Raw genomic sequence first — 21438 nt, forward strand, 5'->3', positions numbered from 1 at the left:
AAGGATTTGGGCCTGAAAGCGTCGGGACCGATGCCGACGACCGCCATGGTGCTTGCCGCCGGGCTCGGCAAGCGCATGCGGCCGATCACCGAGACGATGCCGAAGCCGCTGGTCAAGGTCGCCGGCAAGGCATTGCTCGACTGGGGGCTGGACAGCCTAGCCGAAGCCGGTGTCGCAAAGGCCGTCGTCAACGTCCATTACCTGCCACAACAGATCGTGGACCATGTAGCCCGCCGCAGTGCGCCGAGAATCGTCATCTCGGATGAGAGCAGCGGCCTGCTCGACTCCGCCGGCGGCATCGTCAAGGCATTGCCCAGGTTAGGGGCACCCTTCTATGTGCTCAACGCCGACACCTTCTGGATCGACAGCGGCGTTTCCAATCTCAGGCGACTTGCCCTTGCATGGGAGGGCGCGACAATGGACATTCTGCTGATGCTTGCGGATCTCCAGTCGGCAACCGGACATAGCGGCGGCACCGATTTCCTGATGGCGCCGGACGGCGCGTTGCGGCGTGCGAACAACGATACGGCCGGCCTGATCTATGCCGGCGCCGCAATCGTCCATCCGCGCATCTTCAAGGACGCGCCGGCCGGCCCGCTGTCGCTCAACGCCTATTTCGATGCGGCAATCGCCGCCGGCCGCCTGTTCGGCATGACGATGCGTGGCCATTGGATCACTGTCGGCACACCCGACGCGATCCCGCGGGCGGAAGCAGTGGTTGCTGCCGCGCTTGCCGGCACGCCTGATGCTCTTGCTCAGGCACCCGGCGCTCTTACCGAGTCGAAATGAGCGGCTCCCGCCGCGTTTTCTCGATCCCGCCCGGAGCGCCGTTCCTGCCGACGCTGGCCGAGGCGCTGCTTGCAGGGCGCCTGGTTCCCGGCTTTGCCTATGATGGCGATCCGCTGGTGCTGGCCGATCTCACCATCTACGTGCCGACGCGCCGTGCAGCGCGGGCGCTTCGCGGCGTCTTCGTCGATGCTCTCTCGCGCTCGGGAAGCCGTTCGGCGATCCTGCCGGTCATCCGCCCACTTGGTGAGTTTGATGAAGATGAAGCCGCCTTCGAGACGGAAGCTTCGGCCGCCATCGACTTTGCGCCGCCGATCGCCGCGGTCGAGCGTCTTCTGCTGCTTGCGCCGCTGGTGCGGGCGTGGAAACGCCGCCTGCCGGCACATGTCGCGGCATTGTTCGACGAGGAGATCGTCATCCCGGCCTCCGCCGCCGACGCCATCTGGCTGGCGCGCGACCTTGCACGGCTGATGGATGAGATCGAGACGGAAGGCACGGATTGGGCGAGGCTCGCCGACCTTGTAACCGGCAACCTTGCAGGCTGGTGGCAGGTGACGCTCGATTTCCTGACCATCGTGACTGAGAACTGGCCGAAGCTGCTCGAGGAACGCCGTCGCTCCAATCCGGCAGCGCATCGCAATGCCCTGATAAGGCTGGAAGCGGCGCGGCTGAAGCGCAATCCACCCGCCGGGCCGGTGATCGCCGCCGGCTCTACTGGCTCCATCCCCGCCACGGCCGAGCTGCTTGCCGTAATCGCCGGTCTGCCCAATGGCGCTGTTGTGCTGCCCGGCCTCGACCGGACGCTGGACGAGCCGTCCTTTGCCGCCGTCAGTGCACCTGGTGCGCGGCCGGCTTTGCTTGGCCATCCGCAATACGGCCTGGCAAAGTTGATCGGCAAGATCGGGGTGCTTCGGGCCGATGTCGGGGAGCTTGCTGTTGCGCCGCGGCCACTTGCGCTGCGCGCCGCACTTGTCGGCGAGGCGCTGCGGCCGGCGGAGACCACCGAGCTCTGGGCCGAGACGCGCGCGCGCTTCACCGCTGGCGATAGTGCCGAGGCCTTCGCTGGTGTGACGCTTCTCGAGGCCGCCAGCGAACGCGACGAAGCCGTGGCGATCGCCGTTGCGCTCAAACAGGCCGTCGAACGGCCCGGCCAGCGCGCCGCACTGGTCACCGGCGACCGCGCGCTGGCGCGACGCGTCTCGGTCGAGCTGTTGCGCTTCGGCGTCGCCGCCGACGATTCCGGCGGCACGCCGCTCATCAACACGCCAGCCGCCAGCCTGCTCCGGCTGGCGCTTCAGGCGGCGTTCCGCCCGGGCGATCCGGTCGCCCTGCTGTCACTGCTCAAGCATCCCTTGCTTGGCCTCGGCCTGGAGCGGGCAAGCGTCCGCCATGCGGCCGAAATCGTCGAACTCGTGGCGCTGCGCGGCGGCACCGGTCGCCCGGACGTCGCGTCGCTGCCGCAACTCTTCGGTGCCCGGCTTGCCGAATTCGACGACGGCGGCAATCGCCGCCCGCCTTTCTGGCGATCGCGCCTCTCGGTCAGGCGCATCGAACAGGCGCGCGATCTGCTGATCCGGCTAACGGCTGCGCTGGCGCCGCTGGTTGCCTTTCGCGGCGAGGAGAATGCCGATCTTGCCACACTTGTGCGCGCCAGTGTCGGCGTGCTCGAAAGCCTCGGCCGCGCTGCTGACGGAAGCCTCAGCGAACTCTATGCCGGCGATGCCGGTGAAAAGCTTGCCGAGCTCTTGCGCGGTCTGGTCGCGGCCTCGGTGTCGTTCTCCTTCGCCGCGGACGAATGGCCCGATGTGATGGAGGCGCTGATTGCGCCCGAAATGGTCAAGCCGGCGCAGGGCACCGACAGGAGCATCGCCATCTGGGGCGTGCTGGAAGCGCGGCTTCAGGATATCGACACGCTGGTCGTCGGCGGACTCAACGAAGGCGTGTGGCCGCGCAAGCCGGAGAGTGACCGCTTTATGTCGCGGCTGATGAAGACCGGCATCGATCTTGAACCGCCGGAGCGGCGCATCGGCCTTGCCGCCCATGATTTCCAGATGGCCATGGGCGCCAAAAAAGTGGTGCTGGCTCGCTCCGCCCGTTCCGGCGACGCTCCGTCGGTGCCGTCGCGCTGGCTGCAGCGTATCCTTACCTTCGTCGGCGAGGACCATGCTGTGGCACTTCGCCGGCGCGGCGATGAACTGCTTGCCTCGGCGCGTGCGCTTGATGCCGGCGAAAAGCAGGACTTTGCGCCGAGGCCGCAGCCGAAACCGCCGCTCGCCCTGCGGCCGCACCACTTCTCGGTCACCGAGATCGAGACGCTACGTCGCGACCCATATGCGGTCTATGCCAGAAGGATACTCGGCCTGATGCCACTCGATCCGGTCGTTCGTGATCCGGGCGCTGCCGAGCGCGGCACGCTGTTTCACGCCATTCTGCACCTCTTCTCAGCGAGGGTGGCCGACCCGCGCGCGCCGGAGGCGCTGGACGGGCTCATCGCCGCCGGCCGGTCCTGCTTTGCCGAGGCTGCCCTGCCCGCCGATGTCGAGGCGGTGTGGTGGCCGCGCTTCGAAAAGCTTGCCGCCGGCATTATCGAATGGGAGCGCGGCCGGGCCGCCGCCGTGGTACGGCGGCACGCCGAGGAACGCGCCGAAAAGACCGGCGTCGGCCGATCCGGCGTGACCCTGTCCGGCTATGCCGATCGCATCGATCTGCTGGCCGGCGGCATGGCCGACATCCTCGATTACAAGACCGGCTCCTCGCCATCCAAAGCGCAGGCGCACACGCTGCTCGCGCCGCAACTGGCGCTGGAGGGCGCGCTGCTGCGTCGCGGCGCCTTCAAGGAGCTTGGCGCATGCGAGCCGTCGCAATTGGCCTTCGTGCGGCTGAAGCCGAACGGAGAGGTGTTCGAGGAATCGATCCTCGAATACAACCGCAAGCCGCGAACCGCCGCCGATCTCGCCGAAGAGGCTTGGGCGCGGCTGGAAAAACTGCTGATCCACTACGCCGACCCGGCGACCGGCTATCTGTCGCGGGCGCTGCCGTTCCGCGAAGGTGAGACCGACGGCGACTACGACCATCTCGCCCGCGTGCTGGAATGGTCCGCCGGCGGCGACGCCGACGAGGAGGGAGGGGAGGCGTGAAGAAGGCCTATCCCATCCCGAGCGACACCGCCGCCAGCCAAGCGAGCGCCTCCGACCCGCATAACTCCGCATGGGTGTCGGCAAACGCCGGATCGGGCAAGACCCATGTGCTCGCCCAGCGCGTCATCCGGCTTTTGCTGCGCGGCACCGATCCGTCCAAGATCCTGTGCTTGACCTATACGCGCGCCGCCGCCGCCAACATGTCGAACCGGGTGTTTTCGACCCTGTCGCAATGGACGGCGCTTGGTGATGCCGAGCTCTCGACACGGATAGAGGCGCTGGACAGCCGCCAGCCCGACCGCGAAACCATGCGCCAGGCGCGGCGGCTGTTTGCCGAGGCGCTGGAAACACCGGGCGGGCTGAAGATCCAGACCATTCACGCCTTCTGCGAATCGGTGCTGCATCAGTTCCCGCTGGAAGCCAACATCCCGGCGCATTTCGAAATGCTTGATCCGCAAATGGAGGCTTCGCTGTTCGCCGCCGCCCGCCGCGACATGATCTCCGGCGGCGTTGCAGGCGATGCGGCACTGGCCGAGGCTTTCGCCACCGTGCTGGAGCGCGGCGGCGAACATGGGCTCGACGCGTTGCTAGGCGAGATCGTGCGCAAGCGCGACGGTTTGCGCACCTTCATCGCCGCGGCCGGCGGCGATGGTTTTCAGGCGCTGTTCGACGAGTTCCATTTCCGCGCCGGCCAGACCGCCGAAGGCATCGCCGCCTCGGTCTGGCCGCTGCCCGGCTTCCTGCCGGATTATCTCGTCACCTTTTCACGGGCGGCCGAGGCCGCCGATGCGCGCATCGTGCTGAACAATCTGCTGCCATACGCCCGTCTTGCCTTTGCCGAGGACGATCCGGTCCGACGCCTGAATTTGCTCTCCAAGGCTTTCTTGAGGGCCGATGGCGAGCCTTATGATCCGGCAAAGACGTTCAAGAAGGCGCTGCTCGACCGGCTGCCCGATCTTGCCGAACGTTATCTCGTGGCGGTCGACGCCATTCTCGAAATCTCCGACCGCCTGGCCTTGTTCAGGATGTTGGAAGCCACGCGTGCCGCGCTGACCATCGCCGACTGGCTGATCGCCCGCTACGAGCAATTGAAGCGCGCCCGCGGCTTCCTCGACTTCAACGACCTGATCACCCGCACTGTCAATCTGCTGGCGCGGCCCGACGCCGGCCCATGGGTGCAATACAAGCTCGACCAGGGCATCGACCACATCCTCCTCGACGAGGCGCAGGACACCAGTCCCGACCAGTGGGACGTGGTCAAGCGGCTGGCGGAGGAGTTCTTTGCCGGGCTCGGCGCCCGCGACGCCGTCCACCGCACCATCTTTGCGGTCGGTGACGAAAAGCAGTCGATCTATTCCTTTCAGGGGGCCGCCCCGGATTCCTTTGCTGACAGCCGGCTTTTGTTTGCCGGCAAAGTTAGAAGCGCCGCCGCCGCCTTCGCCGATCTCAAGCTGACCTGGTCGTTCCGCTCGACCGACGACGTGCTTGCGGCGGTGGATCGTGTCTTTGCCGACCCGAACGTGCGGCGCGGCATCAGCCACGATCCCGATCCGCTCGACCACAAGGCGATCCGCACCGATGCGCCGGGTTATGTCGAGGTCTGGCCGTCGATCGGCGCCGATGTCGTCGACGAACCAGACGATTGGACGCAAGCGGTCGACCATGCCCATGCGCCGGCAGTACGCGTCGCTGAAAACGTCGCGGCAACCATTGCCGGCTGGATCGGCGGCGGCGAGACTATCGAAGGCCGCGGCAAGAAACTGCGGCCCGGCGACGTGCTGGTGCTGGTGCGCAAGCGCGATCGCTTCGTCCATGCGCTGACGCGGGCGCTGAAGCGCCGCGACATTCCGGTGGCCGGCGCCGACCGGCTCAGCCTGCCCGGCCACATCGCGGTGAAGGACCTGATCGCACTCGGCCATTTTCTCATCCAGCCGCAGGACGATCTGTCGCTGGCCGCCGTGCTGCGCAGCCCGATCTTCGATGTCTCGGAAGAGCAGCTTTTCGCGCTTGCTGCCGAGAGGCCGTCGGGCGTCTCGCTGTTCGCCTCGCTGCGCCGGCATGCCGGCGAAAGCGAGGCGTTGGCCGCCGTCGTCAGCCGGCTCGACACATGGTCGAACGAAGTCGCATTCAAGCCGGTGTTCGAATTTTACGCCGGAGCTCTCGCCCGCGACGGCCTGCGCAAGAAGATGATCGCGCGGCTCGGTCCGGAGGCCGGCGACATCCTCGACGAATTCCTGAATTTCTGCCTGGCCGAGGAGCGGACCGGCCTGCCGGGACTGGAATCCTTCCTGTCGACATTGGAAAACGCCGGCCCCGAGATCAAGCGCGAAATGGACCAGACCCGCGACGAGGTTCGCGTCATGACCGTGCATGCCGCCAAGGGCCTGGAAGCGCCGGTGGTATTCCTGGTCGATGGCGGCTCCGCGCCGTTCAGCGACCAGCACCTGCCGAGATTGATGCCGTTCGAAGGGTCGGGCGACTGCTGGGAGGGCAAGGGCTATCTCTGGCGGTCGGCCAGCGATGTCGCCAATGGATTTTCACGCGCCGCATCGGCCCGCGCCCGCGAGCTCGCCGACGACGAATACCGCCGGCTGCTCTATGTCGGCATGACTCGCGCCGAGGATCGGCTGATCGTCTGCGGCTACCATGGCAAGCGGGCGCAGAATACCGGCACGTGGCATTCGGTCGTCAGCCGCGCGCTGGTCGGCGCCGCTGAAAGCGCGGAACGCCGGCATCCCGCCACTGGCGAGACCGTGCATCGTTTCCAGGTGACGAAGCTGCCGCCCATGCCACTGGCGGCAGTGGATGAGGCACGGCAGGCGGAACGCTTTGCGCCACTGCCGGAAACCCTGTTCCAGCCTTTGCCGCCTTTCGAGGAACTGCCGCGGCCGCTCTCGCCGTCCGGCGCCTCGGTGCTGATCGACGAGGCGCGGCAAGCGGTGGCCGACACGCGTTCGCCGGTATTGGATGCCGACGCCGAGCCCGGCTTTGCCGTGATTCGCGGGTTGGCGCTGCACAAATTGCTGCAGATGCTGCCCGGCATCGCCGAGGGAAAACGCCAGGATGCCGCCGAGCGCTATTTGGCGCGCGCCGGAGCTCAATGGCCTGAAGACGAGCGCGACAAAGCCTTGGCTGGCGTTTCCAGAATTCTTGCCGACAGCCGCTTCGCGCCGCTGTTTGCACCAAACTCGCGCGCTGAAGTCGCCATCATGGGCAGCCTGGAGGTGAGGGGCAAACTGCGCTCGATCTCCGGCAAGATCGACCGGCTGGCGGTAGCGCCGGACAAGGTGTCGATCGTCGACTACAAGACCAACCGGCCTGCGCCGGCGACGCTCGCCGAAGTGCCCCCCGCCTATGTCTTGCAGCTTGCATTGTATCGCGCGCTGCTTCAGCCGCTCTATCGGGGACGCGAGGTCTCGGCGGCGCTGCTGTTCACCGAAGCCCCGCGGCTGATCGAGCTGCCGGCGGCGGCGATGGACGACGCCCTTGCTCGACTCACGGGAGCGTGACACAACACCTGCTTGAAGACGGACGCGATCACCACCACATTTGGTGCGACGAACAAATCGAAAGGATCTCAGCATGGCCACCGTCAAGGTCGACAAGAGCAATTTCCAGGCCGACGTGCTCAACGCCAAGGAGCCGGTCGTGGTCGATTTCTGGGCGGAATGGTGCGGCCCGTGCAAGATGATCGCCCCGGCGCTCGAGGATATCGCCATCGAACTCGGTAGCAAGATAAAGATCGCCAAGCTCAACATCGACGAGAATCCTGAGCTGGCTGCGCAGTTCGGCGTACGCTCGATCCCGACACTGATGATCTTCAAGGGCGGCGAAGTCGCCGACATGAAGGTTGGTGCTGCGCCGAAGACGGCATTGTCGCACTGGATCAACGGCAGTCTCGCCTGATCCGACCAAGATTTTGCAGAAAAGCCCGGCCTCGCGCCGGGCTTTCTTTTTGCTGGCGTCATTGGTGGGCCGCTCTGGCACTCGCGGCTTGCCGCCCGTATTCTTCTCTTCTGAATACAAAGGAGAAGCGATATGACCGGATCCGCCAAGGCCACCGTCTTCATCGACAATGAGCGCGTCATCGTCACCGAATACCGCTTCGCCCCGGGCGACAACACCGGCTGGCACCGCCATGGCCACGACTATGTGATCGTGCCGTTGACCGACGGCAAGGTGAAGCTCCTGACCAAGGATGGCGAATCCTTCGCCGAAATGAAGAAGGGCGCGCCGTATTTCCGCAACGAGGGCGTCGAACATGACGTCATCAGCGCGAACGACGGCGAATTCGCCTTTATCGAGGTCGAGCTGAAGTAATCCACCAAGCATCGGCTGCGCCGCCACATTGTCCGGCGACGCGCGATCACCAATCCGCGATACGATCGCCGCCGACGAATTGTGCGCTTTTCTCAGTGTATTCGAACAGTTCGATCTTCACGCCGTTGGGGTCGCGGATCCAAGCCTGGTAGGTGTCATCGCACGCGCGTTTCTTTGAGGTGACATCAACCCCCTTTGACCTCAGGTGGGCGATCGCGGCGTCGATGTTTTCCACTTCGAGGCAGAAGTGGTTGATCTGGTTCAAGTCGCTATAGCTCGCGCCGTCTTTCTGGAACACCTCGACATGGCTACGGCTGCCGCAATTGAGATAGAAGCCGAAAATCTTGCCGTCGCGCAGGAAATTGAACTGCGTATCCATGCCGAGGACGTCCCGATAGAAGCTTCGCGTCTTCTCTAGGTCATTCGCGAAAATGCAAACGTGAGCGAGCTGCTTTACCTTGATCATGATTGGCTCCTCGCGGTGATCTGATAAGTGTGGCGTCATCATGGCCCGGGTGGAGGCACGCCTCAAACCGGCGGTGTGCCGTTTTCGGCCAATACCGCACCGGCCAGGTAAAGCGATCCGCCGATCAGGATTCGCGGCGACGGTCCGTCCCACGTGTCGCGCAGCAGCATCAGCGCATTGGCGACGGAACTGACGGGTTCGGCCGACAGGCCGGCCTCGATGGCGCGCGTCGCCAGTTCGTCGTTCGGCACGCCCGCGTCGCTCGTGCTCACCGGCACGGTGTAAACGTGCCGCACCAGCCCTTTGAAGGCACGGAAATAGCCGCTTTGGTCCTTGGTGTTGATCATGCCCGAGATCAGGAACAGCGGCCGCGGGTTCTTGTCCTCTTGCTCGGCCAGCGCCTCGGCGACGACCACGCCAGCGCCGGGATTGTGGCCGCCGTCGAGCCAGATGTCGGCGCCCTTCGGCGCCAGTTCGCTCAGCCGGCCCTGAGGCAGCTTTTGCATGCGGCCCGGCCAGGCGACATTCGTCATCGCCTTCTCGGCGGCGCGGTGGCTGATCTCGAAGCCCGCCGCCTTGACCGCTGCGATCGCCGCTGCCGCATTGGCGAATTGATGGCGCCCCGGCAGGCGCGGCGGCGGCAGGTCCATCAATCCGTCTTCGTCCTGATAGACCATGCGCCCGTTTTCCTCATAGGCAAGGAAATCCTGGCCATAGACGAAGGCGGGGCAGTCGAGCCGTTCGGCGGTTTCGATGAGCACCTGCTGCGCCGTCTCGCTTTCCTGCGCGCCGATGACGACCGGGCATCCACGCTTGATGATGCCGGCCTTTTCGGCGGCGATCAGTTCAACGCGGTCGCCGAGATAGGCTTCGTGGTCGAGCGAGACCGGCATGATCACCGACACGGCCGGCTCGGCGATGACATTGGTGGCGTCGAATCGGCCGCCAAGGCCGACCTCGAGGATGACGGCATCGGCCGGATATTCGGAAAACAGCACGAAGGTGACTGCGGTGAGGATTTCGAACACGGTGATCTTCTGGCCTTGATTGGCCTTGGCGACGCGGGCGATGGCTTCGGCGAAGACCTTGTCGTCCACCAGCCTGCCGCCGCCATCGGCGGCCAGTCGGTAGCGCTCATGCCAGTTCACCAGATGTGGCGATGTGTGGACATGGACGCGGTAGCCGGCGGCTTCGAGCAGCGCCCGTGAAAAGGCGGCACAGGAGCCCTTGCCGTTGGTGCCGGCGATGTGGATGACCGGCGGCAGCTGGTCCTGCGGGTTGCCGAGGCGCTCGAGTAGCCGCGAAATGCGGTCAAGCGAAAGGTCGAAGCCCTTCGGGTGAAGCGCCATCAGGCTTTCGATTTCGCGGTCGGCGGCAAGCGTGGTCATGAAGGAATCCTAAGCGTGCGCACAACGGCACACAACAGCCGCCCGCGCCGCATGATGTCGTGTCAGGCTTGCGGCCTGGCCTCGACCGGGATCACCGACGGCGGCAGGATTTCCGGCTCCTGCGATTTTTGCTCTTCCGGCAGCTTGAGCAGCATTCTCAGCAGCCGCGCAATCGTCTGGCGCATCTCCAGCCGTGACACCACCATGTCGACCATGCCGTGTTCCATCAGATATTCGGCGCGCTGGAAGCCGTCGGGCAGCTTTTCCCTGATGGTCTGCTCGATGACGCGCGGGCCGGCAAAGCCGATCAGGGCGCCGGGCTCCGCAATGTGCACGTCACCCAGCATGGCGTAGGAGGCGGTGACGCCGCCGGTCGTCGGGTTGGTCAGGACGACGATGTAGGGAAGGCCGGCCTCCTTCAGTCTGTCGACGCCGACCGTGGTCCGCGGCAACTGCATCAGCGACAGGATGCCTTCCTGCATACGGGCGCCGCCGGAGGCCGCAAACAGGATCAGCGGCCGCTTGCGCTGCAGGGCGACCTCAAAGCCATGCACGATGGCGTCACCGGCCGCCATGCCGAGCGAGCCGCCCATGAAGGCAAAATCCTGCACCGTCACCACCACCGGCAGGCCTTCGACGGTACCCAGCGCATTGATGATGGCGTCTTCCATGCCGGTCTTGGCCTTGGCATCCTTCAGCCGGTCTACATAGCGCTTCTCGTCGCGGAACTTGAGTGGATCCTGCACCACCTTGGGGTTTTCCAGCGTTTCGTATTTGCCGTCGTCGAGGAAGAACTTCAGCCGTTCCTTGGCCGATATCTTCATATGGTGGCCGGAGGACGGGATGACGAACTGGTTCTGCTCCAGATCCTTGTGGAACACCATTTCGCCGGTCTCGGGATCCTTGATCCACAGGTTTTCCGGCATGTCGGTGCGGCGGCCGAGCATCGAATTGATCTTCGGGCGGACGTAATTGGTGATCCAGTTCATCGCTTCGGCTCCTGTCCTTACGAAGAGTTAGACCATGATCCCGAAAAGTGGAAACCGGTTTTCGGCAAAGATCATGGTCAACCAGATGATCAAGACTATTCGGCGGCAGCAAGGCGAGCCGCGCGAACCCCTTGCGACAGTCCGCTGACCAGCGTGGCGACAGCTTCTGCCGGATCGGCGGTCTTTTCGCCCTTCGGCCCGAGCACGTTGGCGACCGCATTGACGATCGCCGTGCCGACGACGACGCCGTCGGCCGAGGCACCGATGGTGCGCGCCTGCTCGGCGGTCTTGACGCCGAAGCCGACGCAGACGGGCAGGTCGGTATGGCTCTTGATGCGCTTGACCGCTGCCGCCACCTTGCCGGTGTCGGCCAGCGCCGAGCCGGTAATGCCGGTCATCGAGACATAGTAGACGAAGCCCGACGTGTTCTGCAGCACCTTGCGCAGGCGCTTGTCGTCGGTGGTCGGGGTCGCCAGCCGGATGAAGTTGATGCCGGCCTTGAGTGCCGGGATGCAAAGCTCCTCGTCCATCTCCGGTGGCAGGTCGACGACGATCAGCCCGTCTATGCCGCTGGCCAGCGCGTCGCTCAGGAAGCGCTTGACGCCGTAGATGTAGATCGGATTGTAGTAGCCCATCAAGACAATCGGCGTTTCATTGTCGCCGGCGCGGAATTCCGAGGCCATCTTCAGCGTCTTGACCAGTGTCTGGCCGCCCTTCAGCGCCCGCAGGCCGGCCGCCTGGATCGCCGGGCCGTCGGCCATTGGATCAGAAAACGGCATGCCGAGCTCGATGATGTCGCTGCCGGCGCCAGGCAGCGCCTTCATGATCGACAGCGACGTGTCGTAGTCGGGGTCGCCGCCCATGAAATAGGTGACGAGTGCCGGTCGGCCTTCGGCCTTCAGCTTCGCCATGCGGCGGTCGATACGGGTGGTCATGATCAGATCTCCATGCCCAGCATATTGGCCACCGTATGCACGTCCTTGTCGCCGCGGCCGGACAGATTGACGATGACGATCTGGTCCTTGTCCATATCAGGCACGATCTTCACCGCCTGCGCGATAGCGTGGGCGGATTCCAGCGCCGGAATGATGCCCTCGACGCGCGTCGTCAGCTGAAACGCCTCGAGCGCCTCGTCGTCGAGGATCGGCACATAGTCGACGCGGCCGGAATCGCGCAGCCACGAGTGCTCCGGCCCGACGCCGGGATAGTCGAGCCCGGCCGAGATCGAGTGGCCGTCCATGATCTGGCCGTCGGCGTTCTGCAGGAGGTAGGTACGGTTGCCATGCAGCACGCCGGGCGCGCCGGCACTCATCGAAGCGCAATGCTCGATGCCATCGAGGCCGCGGCCGCCGGCTTCGACGCCGATGATGCGAACCTCTTTGTCGTCGAGGAAGGGATGGAACAGGCCGATGGCGTTGGAACCGCCGCCGACACAAGCGATGATGGTGTCCGGCAGCCGGCCTTCCTGCTCGAGGATCTGGGCGCGCGCCTCGGTGCCGATCACCGATTGGAAGTCGCGCACCAGCTCTGGATAGGGGTGGGGGCCGGCGGCGGTGCCGATCAGGTAATAGGTGTCCTCGACATTGGTCACCCAGTCGCGCAACGCCTCGTTCATGGCGTCCTTCAGCGTGCCGTGGCCGGCGGTCACCGGCCGCACTTCCGCGCCCAGAAGCTTCATGCGAAAGACGTTGGGGCTTTGCCGGGCGACATCGGTCGCGCCCATATAGACGATACAGGGAAGCCCAAAGCGCGCCGCCACTGTAGCGGAAGCGACGCCATGCTGGCCGGCTCCGGTCTCGGCGATGATCCTCGTCTTGCCCATGCGCTTGGCGAGCAGGATCTGGCCGAGGCAGTTGTTGATCTTGTGCGAGCCGGTGTGGTTCAGATCCTCGCGCTTGAAATAGACCTTTGCGCCGCCCCCGAGGCCCTTCGCTGCGGAAACCTCGCGAAGATGCCTGGTCAAGCCTTCGGCGAAATAGAGCTTCGACGGCCGCCCGGCGTAATGCGTCGAGAGATCGGTCAGTTCGGCCTTGAAGTCCGGATCGTTCTTGACCTCGTTCCAGTGCCGCTCCAGCTCAAGGATCAGCGGCATCAGCGTTTCGGCAACGAAACGACCGCCAAAAATGCCGAACATGCCCTGCTCGTCGGGGCCGGTGCGGAAGGAATTCGGTATCGCCGGCTGATCCATCGCCGATCTCCTGGTCTGTGGTTTGAAGCGTGGTCAGGCGGCGCGGTTGTCGCGTGCTGCCCCGACGGCCCGGAAAAATTGTTCGATCAGCGCCGGTTCCTTGACCCCCGGCGCGCTTTCCACGCCCGAGGAAAGATCTATTCCGGGCGGGTTCGCCAGCCGAAGGGCGTCGCCGATATTGCCGGCATTGAGCCCACCGGAAAGCATGTAATCGACGCCGGCGTCAAGGCCGGCCAGAATGCGCCAGTCGAAGGCAAGACCGTTGCCGCCCGGCAGTTCCGAACCCTTAGGCGGCTTGGCATCGAACAGGAAACGGTCGGCAATGCCGACGAAGGGTTTAACCCGCTCGAGATCGGCAGCCTCGCTGACCGGCAAGGCCTTCATCACCGGCAAGCCGTAGCGCGCCTTCACCTCAGCCACCCGGTCGGGCGTTTCGGCGCCGTGAAGCTGCAGCATGTCGGGCTGCATTTTTTCGACGATCTCGTCCAGGAACGCGTCGCTGGCGTCGACCGTCACCGCAACCGCCTTGGTCTTGCCGCGCGCCGCTTCGCGCAGGCGGCCGGCTTCCACCGGCTCGACATAGCGCGGGCTTTTGGCAAAGAAATTGAAGCCGACATGGCTGGCGCCGCCGGCCAATGCCGCGGCCAGTGCCTTGTCAGTCTTCAATCCGCATATCTTGATGTCCAGCGCCATGGCGCGGGATTGGCACGAAACGACCAAAGAGTCGAGAAAAAGCATCCTGTTTGCCGCCGGCGCGGAACGCGCTACCTTGCTAATGTAAGTGCGGAACGCGCCACCTTGCTAATATAAGAGCGCAACGCGCTACCTTGCTCAGGCACAAAGGCGGGAGAACAAAGACCATGCCGGAAAAGACCGTCGCGGAACTCAGGCAAAAGCTGGCGCAGGCCCATGAGGTCATCGCTCATTTGATGGACAAGGCAGCCTTCAACGGCGCGGAGGCGCATCGGGCGCTGGCTTATTTCAGCAACGATGGCTTCGAGAAGGATTTCCTGCCCTGGCCGCGCCATGTCGACGAGGGATTGCGGCCGGAGGAGTTGAACGCCGCCAACGACGATTGAATCGGACAACTACTCGAACGTGATCGCCTGCAGCGCGCCGCCATTGCGCTTGAGCCAATCCTTGCAGCGCTCGGTGTCCGGGCACAGCTGCTCGCATAATTTCCAGAATTTCGGGCCGTGGTTCATCTCCTTGAGATGCGCCACCTCGTGCGCCACGAGGTAGTTTATCACCGGCCGCGGCGCCATCATGATGCGCCAGGAAAACGACAGATTGCCGTCCGACGTGCAGGACCCCCAGCGGCTCGACGTATCCTTGAAGCGGATCGCCTTGGCGCGCTTGCCGACCGCAGCACTGTGCTTGGTCACCAGCGCCTCGATCTCGCGCTTGGCTTCGCGCTTGAGGAAATCGGCGATGCGGCGCGGCAGATGCAGGCGCTCACCATGCACGATCATCAGCGGACCGCGCTCGTCGCGCGACAGCGTGACTGTACCGCGTTTCGACGGTTCATGGACGATGCGATGCGACACACCGCGCACCGGTATCTTGATGCCGGGCCGCACCTGCGGCCGGTTGGGCACCTTGGCCAGCCTTTGCTCCAGCCAGTCCTGATGACGGTCGAGGAATTTTTCCACCTCGCCGCGCCGCAGCCCCGGCGGCACGGTGATGCGCAGGCCGCGGCCGCCGGAATCGATGCGCAGCGTCAGGCGCCGCGCCCTGTCGTTCTCGACGATCTTGAGTGGCAGCGTGCGGCCGGCAACGCAATGCTCGCGCTCCACGACGGGCGTGGGCTTGGGTTTCGTCGGGGTGCGAAAGAAGCCGAAGGACATTCCGGGACGATACGTGATTCGAGGGAAACGACTAGAACAAAAAAGAAACGGCGCCGCTGACGCGACGCCGTTGGATTATCTATCTGGGCACGGGACCCTTACTCGTCGAGCAGGCCTGGCGTGGACTTGCCGGTGGTTTTGTTGTTCGTCGTCGACCCGGTCGTGGGAGACGTCGACTTGTTGCGGTTGGCCATGAAACGATCGAACTCTTCCTGGTCCTTGGCGCGGCGCAATTCGCGGGCATATTCGTCGAACTCGCTCAGCATCTCGTCGAGCTTGCGGCGTTCCTCGGCAAGCCGCTCGAGTTCCTTTTCGCGCCAGTCGTCGAAAGCGACGTTGCCGGTGCGGGCGGAGCCATGGCCCCAGCGCGCGGCCTTGTCGGAACCGCGGCGGCAGCCGGCGAAGATGCCGTCGGTGGCGCGGTTGACGTCACGCTTGAAGCCGTCGAGCCGGTCGCCCCAGATGATGTAGGCGAGCATGGCGAAGCCGAGCGGCCAGAACACCATGAACCCGATCACCATCAGCGCGATGGTCGCCGGCGTCCAGGCCGGACGGATCAATGCAGATGTGTTCATTTCTCCCAATCCTTCAGTTGGAGACAGCCAAATCCGGCTGCGTGGAATCGAAATGGGATGGAGAAAACGGCGATTCAAGACAGCAACCGCCAAAACCGGACAAGCGGCTGAAATGATTATCGCTTTTTGAGCATTTCAAGGAAAAGCACGACCAATCCGGCGATCAGGCCCCAGAACGCCGCACCGACGCCGAACAGCGTCAGCCCTGATGCGGTGACGGCGAAGGTGACGGTAGCGGCCATCCGCTCGTCCTCGTCTTTCAAGGCGATCGACAGCGCATTGGCGAGCGGTGCCATCAGCGCCAGGCCGGCGACCAGCGCGATCAGGCTCTGCGGCAATACGGCGAAGATCGCCACCAGCGAGGCGCCGAACAGGGCAAAGACAAGATAGGCCAGCGCATAGAACGGGCCGGTCTTCCAGCGCTCGGCCGGATCGGGATGCACGTCGGGTCCGGTGCAGATCGCCGCCGAGATCGCCGCAAGATTGGTCGTCGAGGCGCCGAACGGCGCCGTCAGCAGCGAAAACAGGCCGGTGACGCCGATCAGCGGCCCGGGTTCGGGATGATAGCCGGCTGCCCTCAGCACGGCGAGGCCGGATAGGTTCTGCGAGGCCATGGTGACTAGATAGAGCGGCAATGCCAGGCCGATGATCGAAGCGGCGGTGAACTGCGGCATTACCAGCGTCAAGCTCGAGAGTTCCGGTGCCGGCAGACCGCCGACCCGGTCGGTAAGAAAGGCCGCGAGACCGCCGCCGATCAGCACCAACAGCACCGACAGCGCCGGGTTGAACAGGCGGATGACGAAGAAGACCGCAACCAGCGGCAGGATCAGCCAGGGGTCGACGGGCACGGCCTTCACCGCATTGATGGCGAAGGTTACGACGATGCCGGCCAGCATTCCGGACGCGACCGAAGCCGGTATTCTGGCGATCAGCTTGGTCAATGGCCCGAACAGGCCGGTGGCGACCAGCAGGACCCCGGTGACGATGAAGGCGCCAACCGCCTCGCCCATCGAAAAGCCGGTCGATGCGGCGATCAGCGCGACGCCCGGCGTCGACCATGCGGTGATGACCGGCATTTTCGTGCGCCAGGACAGCCACAGGCTCTCGATGGCCATCGCCAGGCAGAGTGCCGTCACCCAGCTTGCGGTCTCGACCTGCGTTGCGCCGACCGCCTTGGCGGCGGCAATGACGATGGCCAGCGTACCGCCGAAGCCGACGATCGCCGCCACAAAGGCGGACACCGGAATGGAAATGCGCATGTTTCTATCCCGCCTGCCGCACCATCGCGTCCACCGCCCGCACCAGCATGTCGAGATCCTGAGGCCGCGACAGGCGGTGGTCGCCGTCCGGAATGAGCGACAGCGTGACGTCGTCGGCCGGCAACAGGCCGACCAGCTTCAGCGCATGGCTCGACGGCACGTCGGGATCGGCCAGGCCTTGCAAGATGTGGACCGGGCAGTGCGTGTCGATCGGCCCGGTCATCACCCGGTTGCTGCGGCCGTCCTCGATCAGTGCGCGGGTGTAGATGTACGGTTCGACGGAATAGTCCGACGGCTCTTCGAAGAAACCCTTTTTCCTGAGGTCGCGCTTCTGCGCCCCAGTCAGCACCGGCTCCACCAGTTCGAACGTGAAATCGGGCGCCGGGGCCAGCAACACAAGGCCGGCGACGCTGTTCTCGCCCGCCTTACGCAATTCCTGCACCATGCGCAGCGCGATCCACGCGCCCATCGACGAACCAACCAGGATTTGCCTGCCCTGGGTGAAGCGGCGGAAAACCGCCAGGCTCTCGCCCAGCCATTTCGAGATGGTGCCGTCGGCAAAGGCGCCACCCGATTCGCCATGGCCGGAATAATCGTGGCGCAGGAAGGCCCGGCCTTCTTTGCGCGTCCATTCCGACAGGGTTTCGGCCTTGGTGCCCAGCATGTCGGATTTGTAGCCGCCAAGCCAGACGATGCCGGGCTCGGCACCTGCCGCATGCCTGACGGCGATGCTCGTCCCGTCGACGTCTAGGAAGATCGGGGTGGTGGTGCTCATGGTGTATTCCCTCGCGCCGGTCTTTTGGCACAAGCGGGGGTTCAACGAAAAGTGCTCTGTTACTTTCTTCGCTTGGTGCAGAGGAGCATTCATCGAGCAGGTGATTTCCTGAGAATGCTGTGCTATTGACTCCGACCGCGCGCTCACCACATTGCGCGTTCGCAATTCTGAACTGAAGAACCCCTTAACGAAACGGCTCAAGGAGACCACGACCATTCGCAGACCTTTCAAAGCAGCGGCGCCGACCAAGGAAGGCCCGCGCTCCAACCGTGATATCCGGGTTCCCCGGGTCCAGCTAATCGACGCCGAAGGCCAGAACCGGGGCGATGTCTCCATCAACGACGCATTGCTGCTCGCCGAAGAGGCTGGGCTCGATCTGGTCGAGATATCGCCCAATGCAGTGCCGCCCGTCGTAAAGATCCTCGATCTCGGGAAGCTGAAATACGCCAACCAGAAGAAGGCGGCCGAGGCGCGCAAGAACCAGAAGGTCATCGAGATCAAGGAGATCAAGATGCGCCCGAACATCGACAGCCACGACTATGAGACCAAGATGAAGGCCGTCCGGCGCTTTTTCGAGGAAGGCGATAAGGTCAAGCTGACATTGCGCTTCCGCGGTCGCGAGATGGCGCACATGGAACTCGGCATGCAGCTTCTGAATAAGGTTCGCGAGGAAGTGGCGCCCATCGCCAAGGTCGAAGCCGAACCGAAGCTCGAAGGCCGCCAGATGATGATGGTGCTGGCGCCCCGCTAAAGCGCGTTGCGCTTTAGTTCTGTTTTGTGCATGTCGTTGTCCCAAAACCGCTGCGCACTTTTGGGCGACATGCATTAAATCCGCCTGAATCATGTTGCAAGGCGTCCCGGCGATCGGCGGGGCGCCTGTTTTCTTGGCCAGACGCTGCGATCGCCGGCGAGAGCAACGACGCTCTGGTTCCCTCGACGATCGGATTCCCGACATGGTCAATGAAGTCAGATACGCGCAAGTTAAGCACGGGCTTGGCAGCTACCAGCATATGCGCAGGATGGTACTTGCCGTTCTCATCGTGGTGATGTTCGCGGCGCTGCTGTTCGGCCAGTCGGTTTTCCCTCCCGATACGCCAGTGCATGAAACGATCGAAATGGTCGGCGTCGTGCTGATCTTTCTCGGCATCGTCGGGCGCTTGTGGTCGACGCTTTACATCGGCGGACGCAAATCCTCCGAAGTGGTGACCGGCGGACCCTATTCGATCACGCGCAACCCACTCTACCTTTTCTCCACTTTAGCTGCCGCTGGTGTCGGCGCACAGATCGGCTCCATCGCGGCCACGATCGGCTTTGGAGCGCTCTGCGCGGGTGCCTTTTACATCGTTATCCTGCGCGAGGAGAAATTCCTCAAGGAGGTTCTCGGCGCGCCATACCAGGCCTATCTGGCGAAAGTGCCGCGCTTCTTCCCGAAACTGTCACTGTATCAGGAAGGCGACACCGGCAGCTTCAAGCCGCGCCTGCTGCGAACCACGTTACTGGACGGGCTGGTGTTCCTCCTTGCCTTGCCGGCTTTCGAACTGATCGACGGCGCCCAGCAGTCGGGCATATTACCGGTGCTGTTCCGTTTCCCCTGAGCACTACAAGGTTGCTGAGCGCTGGGTGTTGCGCGCGCCCTCGCTTTGACGTATATGACCGCGTTCCAAAAAAAACCGCCCGGCAGGGCATGCCGTGGCGGTTTCATTTGCTTTTCGGGCTTTGGTCGGCCTGAAGCGAACAAAAAGCGCATTGGTGCGCATATAAACGGAGTAGCAAAATGCCCAAGATGAAGACCAAATCGGCCGCCAAGAAGCGGTTCAAGATCACAGGTACGGGTAAAGTTCTGTCGGCTGCGGCCGGCAAGCGTCACGGCATGATCAAGCGTTCCAACAAGTTCATTCGAAATGCCCGCGGCACGATGGTTCTGGCTGAACCGGATGGCAAGAAGGTCATCAAGAATTTTCTGCCGAACGGCCTCTAGGGCATGATGCCAAAAAGTTGCAGACTTTTTGGAAAACATCATGCGCCAAATAAGGGCATTCGGTCTGGACACGCATTTGTTTACGCAATTCCGAACGGAAAACCGCTAGGCACTTTTCCTGGAATTGCTTTTAAGGAGATCATGACATGGCACGCGTAAAGAGAGGCGTCACCTCGCACGCCAAGCACAAGAAGGTCCTGAAAGCCGCCAAGGGTTTTTACGGCCGCCGCAAGAACACCATTCGCATCGCCAAGCAGGCGGTGGAAAAGTCGCTGCAGTACGCCTATCGCGACCGCAAGAATCGCAAGCGTTCGTTCCGCGCGCTGTGGATCCAGCGCATCAATGCGGCGACGCATGAGCATGGCTTGACCTATGGCCGTTTCATCGACGGTCTCAACAAGGCCGGCATCGAGATCGATCGCAAGATCCTGTCGGACATGGCCATCCACGAGCCGCAGGCTTTTGCCGCACTCGTGGCCAAGGCCAAGGTCGCGCTCGAATACCTGAAGAACACCACGCCGAACGCTTTTGAAAGCGCTGTCGCTTAAGACCAGCGCTTCCCAAGCTATTCGACACTTGATTTGGGAAACCCGCGCTGGCAGGGCTGGCGCGGGTTTTTCTTTGCTTCCAATCGGGTCTGGAACATGAGTGACATGGAAACTCTCGAAAATTCCCTGATGGCCGAGATCGCCTCTGCCGCCGACGAGCAGGCAATCGAGGCGGTGCGCGTCTCTGCCCTCGGCAAGAAGGGTTCGGTCTCCGAGATACTGAAGACACTCGGCTCGATGAGCGCCGAGGAGCGCCAGGTCAAAGGTCCGGCAATCAACGGCCTCAAGAACCGCGTCACTGAGGCGCTTTCGGCCCGTCGCGCCGAGCTGAAAGATGTGGCGATCACGGCACGGCTTGCCGCCGAGAAGGTCGACGTCACCTTGCCGGTGCGACAATCGCCGGCCGAGCGCGGCCGCATCCATCCGATCAGCCAGGTTATCGACGAGATCGCGGCCATCTTCGGCGATCTCGGCTTTGCCATCGCCGAAGGTCCCGACATCGAGACCGACTATTACAATTTCACCTCGCTGAACTTCCCGGAAGGCCACCCGGCGCGCGAGATGCACGACACCTTCTTCTTCCAGCCGGACGAGCAGGGCGAACGCAAGCTTTTGCGCACCCACACCTCGCCGGTGCAGATCCGCACCATGGAGATGCAGAAGCCGCCAATCCGCATTGTCATTCCTGGCAAGACCTACCGGCAGGATTCCGATGCCACCCACTCACCGATGTTCCATCAGGTCGAGGGGCTGGTGATCGACAAATCGGCCAACGTCGCCAACATGAAGTGGGTACTGGAGGAGTTCTGTAAGGCCTTCTTCGAGGTGCCGAGCGTCAAGATGCGCTTCCGGCCGTCCTTCTTCCCCTTCACCGAGCCCAGCCTCGAGGTCGACATCCAGTGCGACCGTTCGCGGCCGGGCGAGGTGCGCTTCGGCGAAGGCTCAGATTGGATGGAGATCCTCGGCTGCGGCATGGTCCACCCCAATGTGCTCCGTTACGGCGGGCTCGATCCCGACGAATACCAGGGCTTTGCCTGGGGCATGGGCATCGACCGCATCGCCATGCTGAAATACGGCATGCCCGACTTGCGCGCCTTCTTCGACGCGGATGTGCGCTGGCTGTCGCATTACGGTTTTAGGCCGCTCGACATGCCGACGCTGTTTGGCGGGCTAAGCGCGTGA

The 21438-nt window shown here is 63.7% G+C and carries 21 protein-coding genes; 11 read left to right on the top strand and 10 right to left on the bottom strand.

Features of this window, described 5'->3' with window-relative positions; all coding sequences use genetic code 11:
* Window positions 1-30: 30 nt before the first annotated feature.
* The 5 genes from NKG95_RS26195 (at window position 31) to NKG95_RS26215 (ending at window position 8243) form a co-directional block, all read left to right on the top strand.
* Window positions 31-789, top strand: coding sequence for a nucleotidyltransferase family protein (locus tag NKG95_RS26195; protein WP_353042918.1), 759 nt, complete (start codon window positions 31-33; stop codon window positions 787-789).
* Window positions 786-3923 carry a double-strand break repair protein AddB gene (gene addB / locus NKG95_RS26200; RefSeq protein WP_353042919.1) on the top strand — a complete coding sequence of 1046 codons (3138 nt, stop codon included), beginning with the start codon at window positions 786-788 and terminating at the stop codon, window positions 3921-3923. The genes NKG95_RS26195 and addB overlap by 4 nt, the downstream gene beginning before the upstream one ends.
* Window positions 3920-7432 (top strand): double-strand break repair helicase AddA, encoded by a 3513-nt coding sequence (addA, locus tag NKG95_RS26205; protein WP_353042920.1) that lies wholly within the window; start codon window positions 3920-3922, stop codon window positions 7430-7432. Before addB ends, addA begins: the two co-directional genes overlap by 4 nt.
* 73 nt (window positions 7433-7505) lie before the next feature.
* Entirely contained in the window at window positions 7506-7829 is a 324-nt protein-coding gene (gene trxA, locus NKG95_RS26210) for a thioredoxin (protein WP_023677558.1), read from the top strand.
* 132 nt (window positions 7830-7961) lie between these two features.
* A complete protein-coding gene (locus NKG95_RS26215) occupies window positions 7962-8243 on the top strand; it encodes a cupin domain-containing protein (protein ID WP_023718287.1) in 282 nt (93 codons plus the stop codon).
* Between the two features lie 46 nt (window positions 8244-8289).
* Here NKG95_RS26215 and NKG95_RS26220 read toward each other — a convergent pair whose 3' ends face one another.
* From NKG95_RS26220 to NKG95_RS26245, 6 genes are all read right to left on the bottom strand, one after another.
* Window positions 8290-8709 carry a VOC family protein gene (locus tag NKG95_RS26220; RefSeq protein ID WP_353005974.1) on the bottom strand — a complete coding sequence of 140 codons (420 nt, stop codon included), beginning with the start codon at window positions 8707-8709 and terminating at the stop codon, window positions 8290-8292.
* A gap of 62 nt (window positions 8710-8771) precedes the next feature.
* Window positions 8772-10097, bottom strand: coding sequence for a bifunctional folylpolyglutamate synthase/dihydrofolate synthase (locus NKG95_RS26225; protein ID WP_352847680.1), 1326 nt, complete (start codon window positions 10095-10097; stop codon window positions 8772-8774).
* 62 nt (window positions 10098-10159) lie between these two features.
* Entirely contained in the window at window positions 10160-11086 is a 927-nt protein-coding gene (gene accD / locus NKG95_RS26230; protein ID WP_023718290.1) for an acetyl-CoA carboxylase, carboxyltransferase subunit beta, read from the bottom strand.
* Between the two features lie 95 nt (window positions 11087-11181).
* Window positions 11182-12021, bottom strand: a complete 840-nt coding sequence (gene trpA, locus NKG95_RS26235) for a tryptophan synthase subunit alpha (RefSeq protein ID WP_352484473.1) — start codon at window positions 12019-12021, stop codon at window positions 11182-11184.
* A 2-nt stretch (window positions 12022-12023) separates the two neighbouring features.
* Window positions 12024-13274, bottom strand: a complete 1251-nt coding sequence (gene trpB, locus NKG95_RS26240; protein ID WP_353042921.1) for a tryptophan synthase subunit beta — start codon at window positions 13272-13274, stop codon at window positions 12024-12026.
* A gap of 33 nt (window positions 13275-13307) precedes the next feature.
* A complete protein-coding gene (locus tag NKG95_RS26245) occupies window positions 13308-13967 on the bottom strand; it encodes a phosphoribosylanthranilate isomerase (protein ID WP_023718293.1) in 660 nt (219 codons plus the stop codon).
* Window positions 13968-14134: 167 nt separating this feature from the next.
* On the opposite strand from NKG95_RS26245, the gene NKG95_RS26250 reads away from it, so the two are divergent.
* Window positions 14135-14353, top strand: a complete 219-nt coding sequence (locus NKG95_RS26250) for a hypothetical protein (RefSeq protein ID WP_023718294.1) — start codon at window positions 14135-14137, stop codon at window positions 14351-14353.
* A 9-nt stretch (window positions 14354-14362) separates the two neighbouring features.
* Here NKG95_RS26250 and NKG95_RS26255 read toward each other — a convergent pair whose 3' ends face one another.
* From NKG95_RS26255 to NKG95_RS26270, 4 genes are all read right to left on the bottom strand, one after another.
* A complete protein-coding gene (locus NKG95_RS26255; protein WP_352847687.1) occupies window positions 14363-15121 on the bottom strand; it encodes a M48 family metallopeptidase in 759 nt (252 codons plus the stop codon).
* 98 nt (window positions 15122-15219) lie between these two features.
* Complete coding sequence (locus NKG95_RS26260) at window positions 15220-15696, bottom strand: DUF2852 domain-containing protein (protein WP_352495238.1); 477 nt, start codon at window positions 15694-15696, stop codon at window positions 15220-15222.
* 116 nt (window positions 15697-15812) lie between these two features.
* Entirely contained in the window at window positions 15813-16955 is a 1143-nt protein-coding gene (locus NKG95_RS26265) for a benzoate/H(+) symporter BenE family transporter (protein ID WP_352847690.1), read from the bottom strand.
* Window positions 16956-16959: 4 nt separating this feature from the next.
* Entirely contained in the window at window positions 16960-17730 is a 771-nt protein-coding gene (locus tag NKG95_RS26270; protein ID WP_353042922.1) for an alpha/beta hydrolase, read from the bottom strand.
* Between the two features lie 214 nt (window positions 17731-17944).
* On the opposite strand from NKG95_RS26270, the gene infC reads away from it, so the two are divergent.
* The 5 genes from infC to pheS all read left to right on the top strand — a co-directional run bounded on the left by infC (window position 17945) and on the right by pheS (window position 21438).
* A complete protein-coding gene (infC, locus tag NKG95_RS26275; RefSeq protein ID WP_023677573.1) occupies window positions 17945-18481 on the top strand; it encodes a translation initiation factor IF-3 in 537 nt (178 codons plus the stop codon).
* Between the two features lie 202 nt (window positions 18482-18683).
* Window positions 18684-19325 carry a methyltransferase family protein gene (locus NKG95_RS26280; RefSeq protein WP_353022950.1) on the top strand — a complete coding sequence of 214 codons (642 nt, stop codon included), beginning with the start codon at window positions 18684-18686 and terminating at the stop codon, window positions 19323-19325.
* A 179-nt stretch (window positions 19326-19504) separates the two neighbouring features.
* The gene (gene rpmI / locus NKG95_RS26285) at window positions 19505-19708 is read left to right on the top strand and encodes a 50S ribosomal protein L35 (protein ID WP_006201248.1); all 204 of its coding nucleotides are present in this window, start codon (window positions 19505-19507) and stop codon (window positions 19706-19708) included.
* A 146-nt stretch (window positions 19709-19854) separates the two neighbouring features.
* Window positions 19855-20256, top strand: a complete 402-nt coding sequence (gene rplT / locus NKG95_RS26290; protein ID WP_006201247.1) for a 50S ribosomal protein L20 — start codon at window positions 19855-19857, stop codon at window positions 20254-20256.
* A gap of 96 nt (window positions 20257-20352) precedes the next feature.
* On the top strand, window positions 20353-21438 hold the full coding sequence (gene pheS / locus NKG95_RS26295; protein WP_352847692.1) for a phenylalanine--tRNA ligase subunit alpha: 1086 nt from the start codon (window positions 20353-20355) through the stop codon (window positions 21436-21438).

Source organism: Mesorhizobium sp. M1423 (assembly GCF_040317575.1).
Taxonomy (GTDB): domain Bacteria; phylum Pseudomonadota; class Alphaproteobacteria; order Rhizobiales; family Rhizobiaceae; genus Mesorhizobium.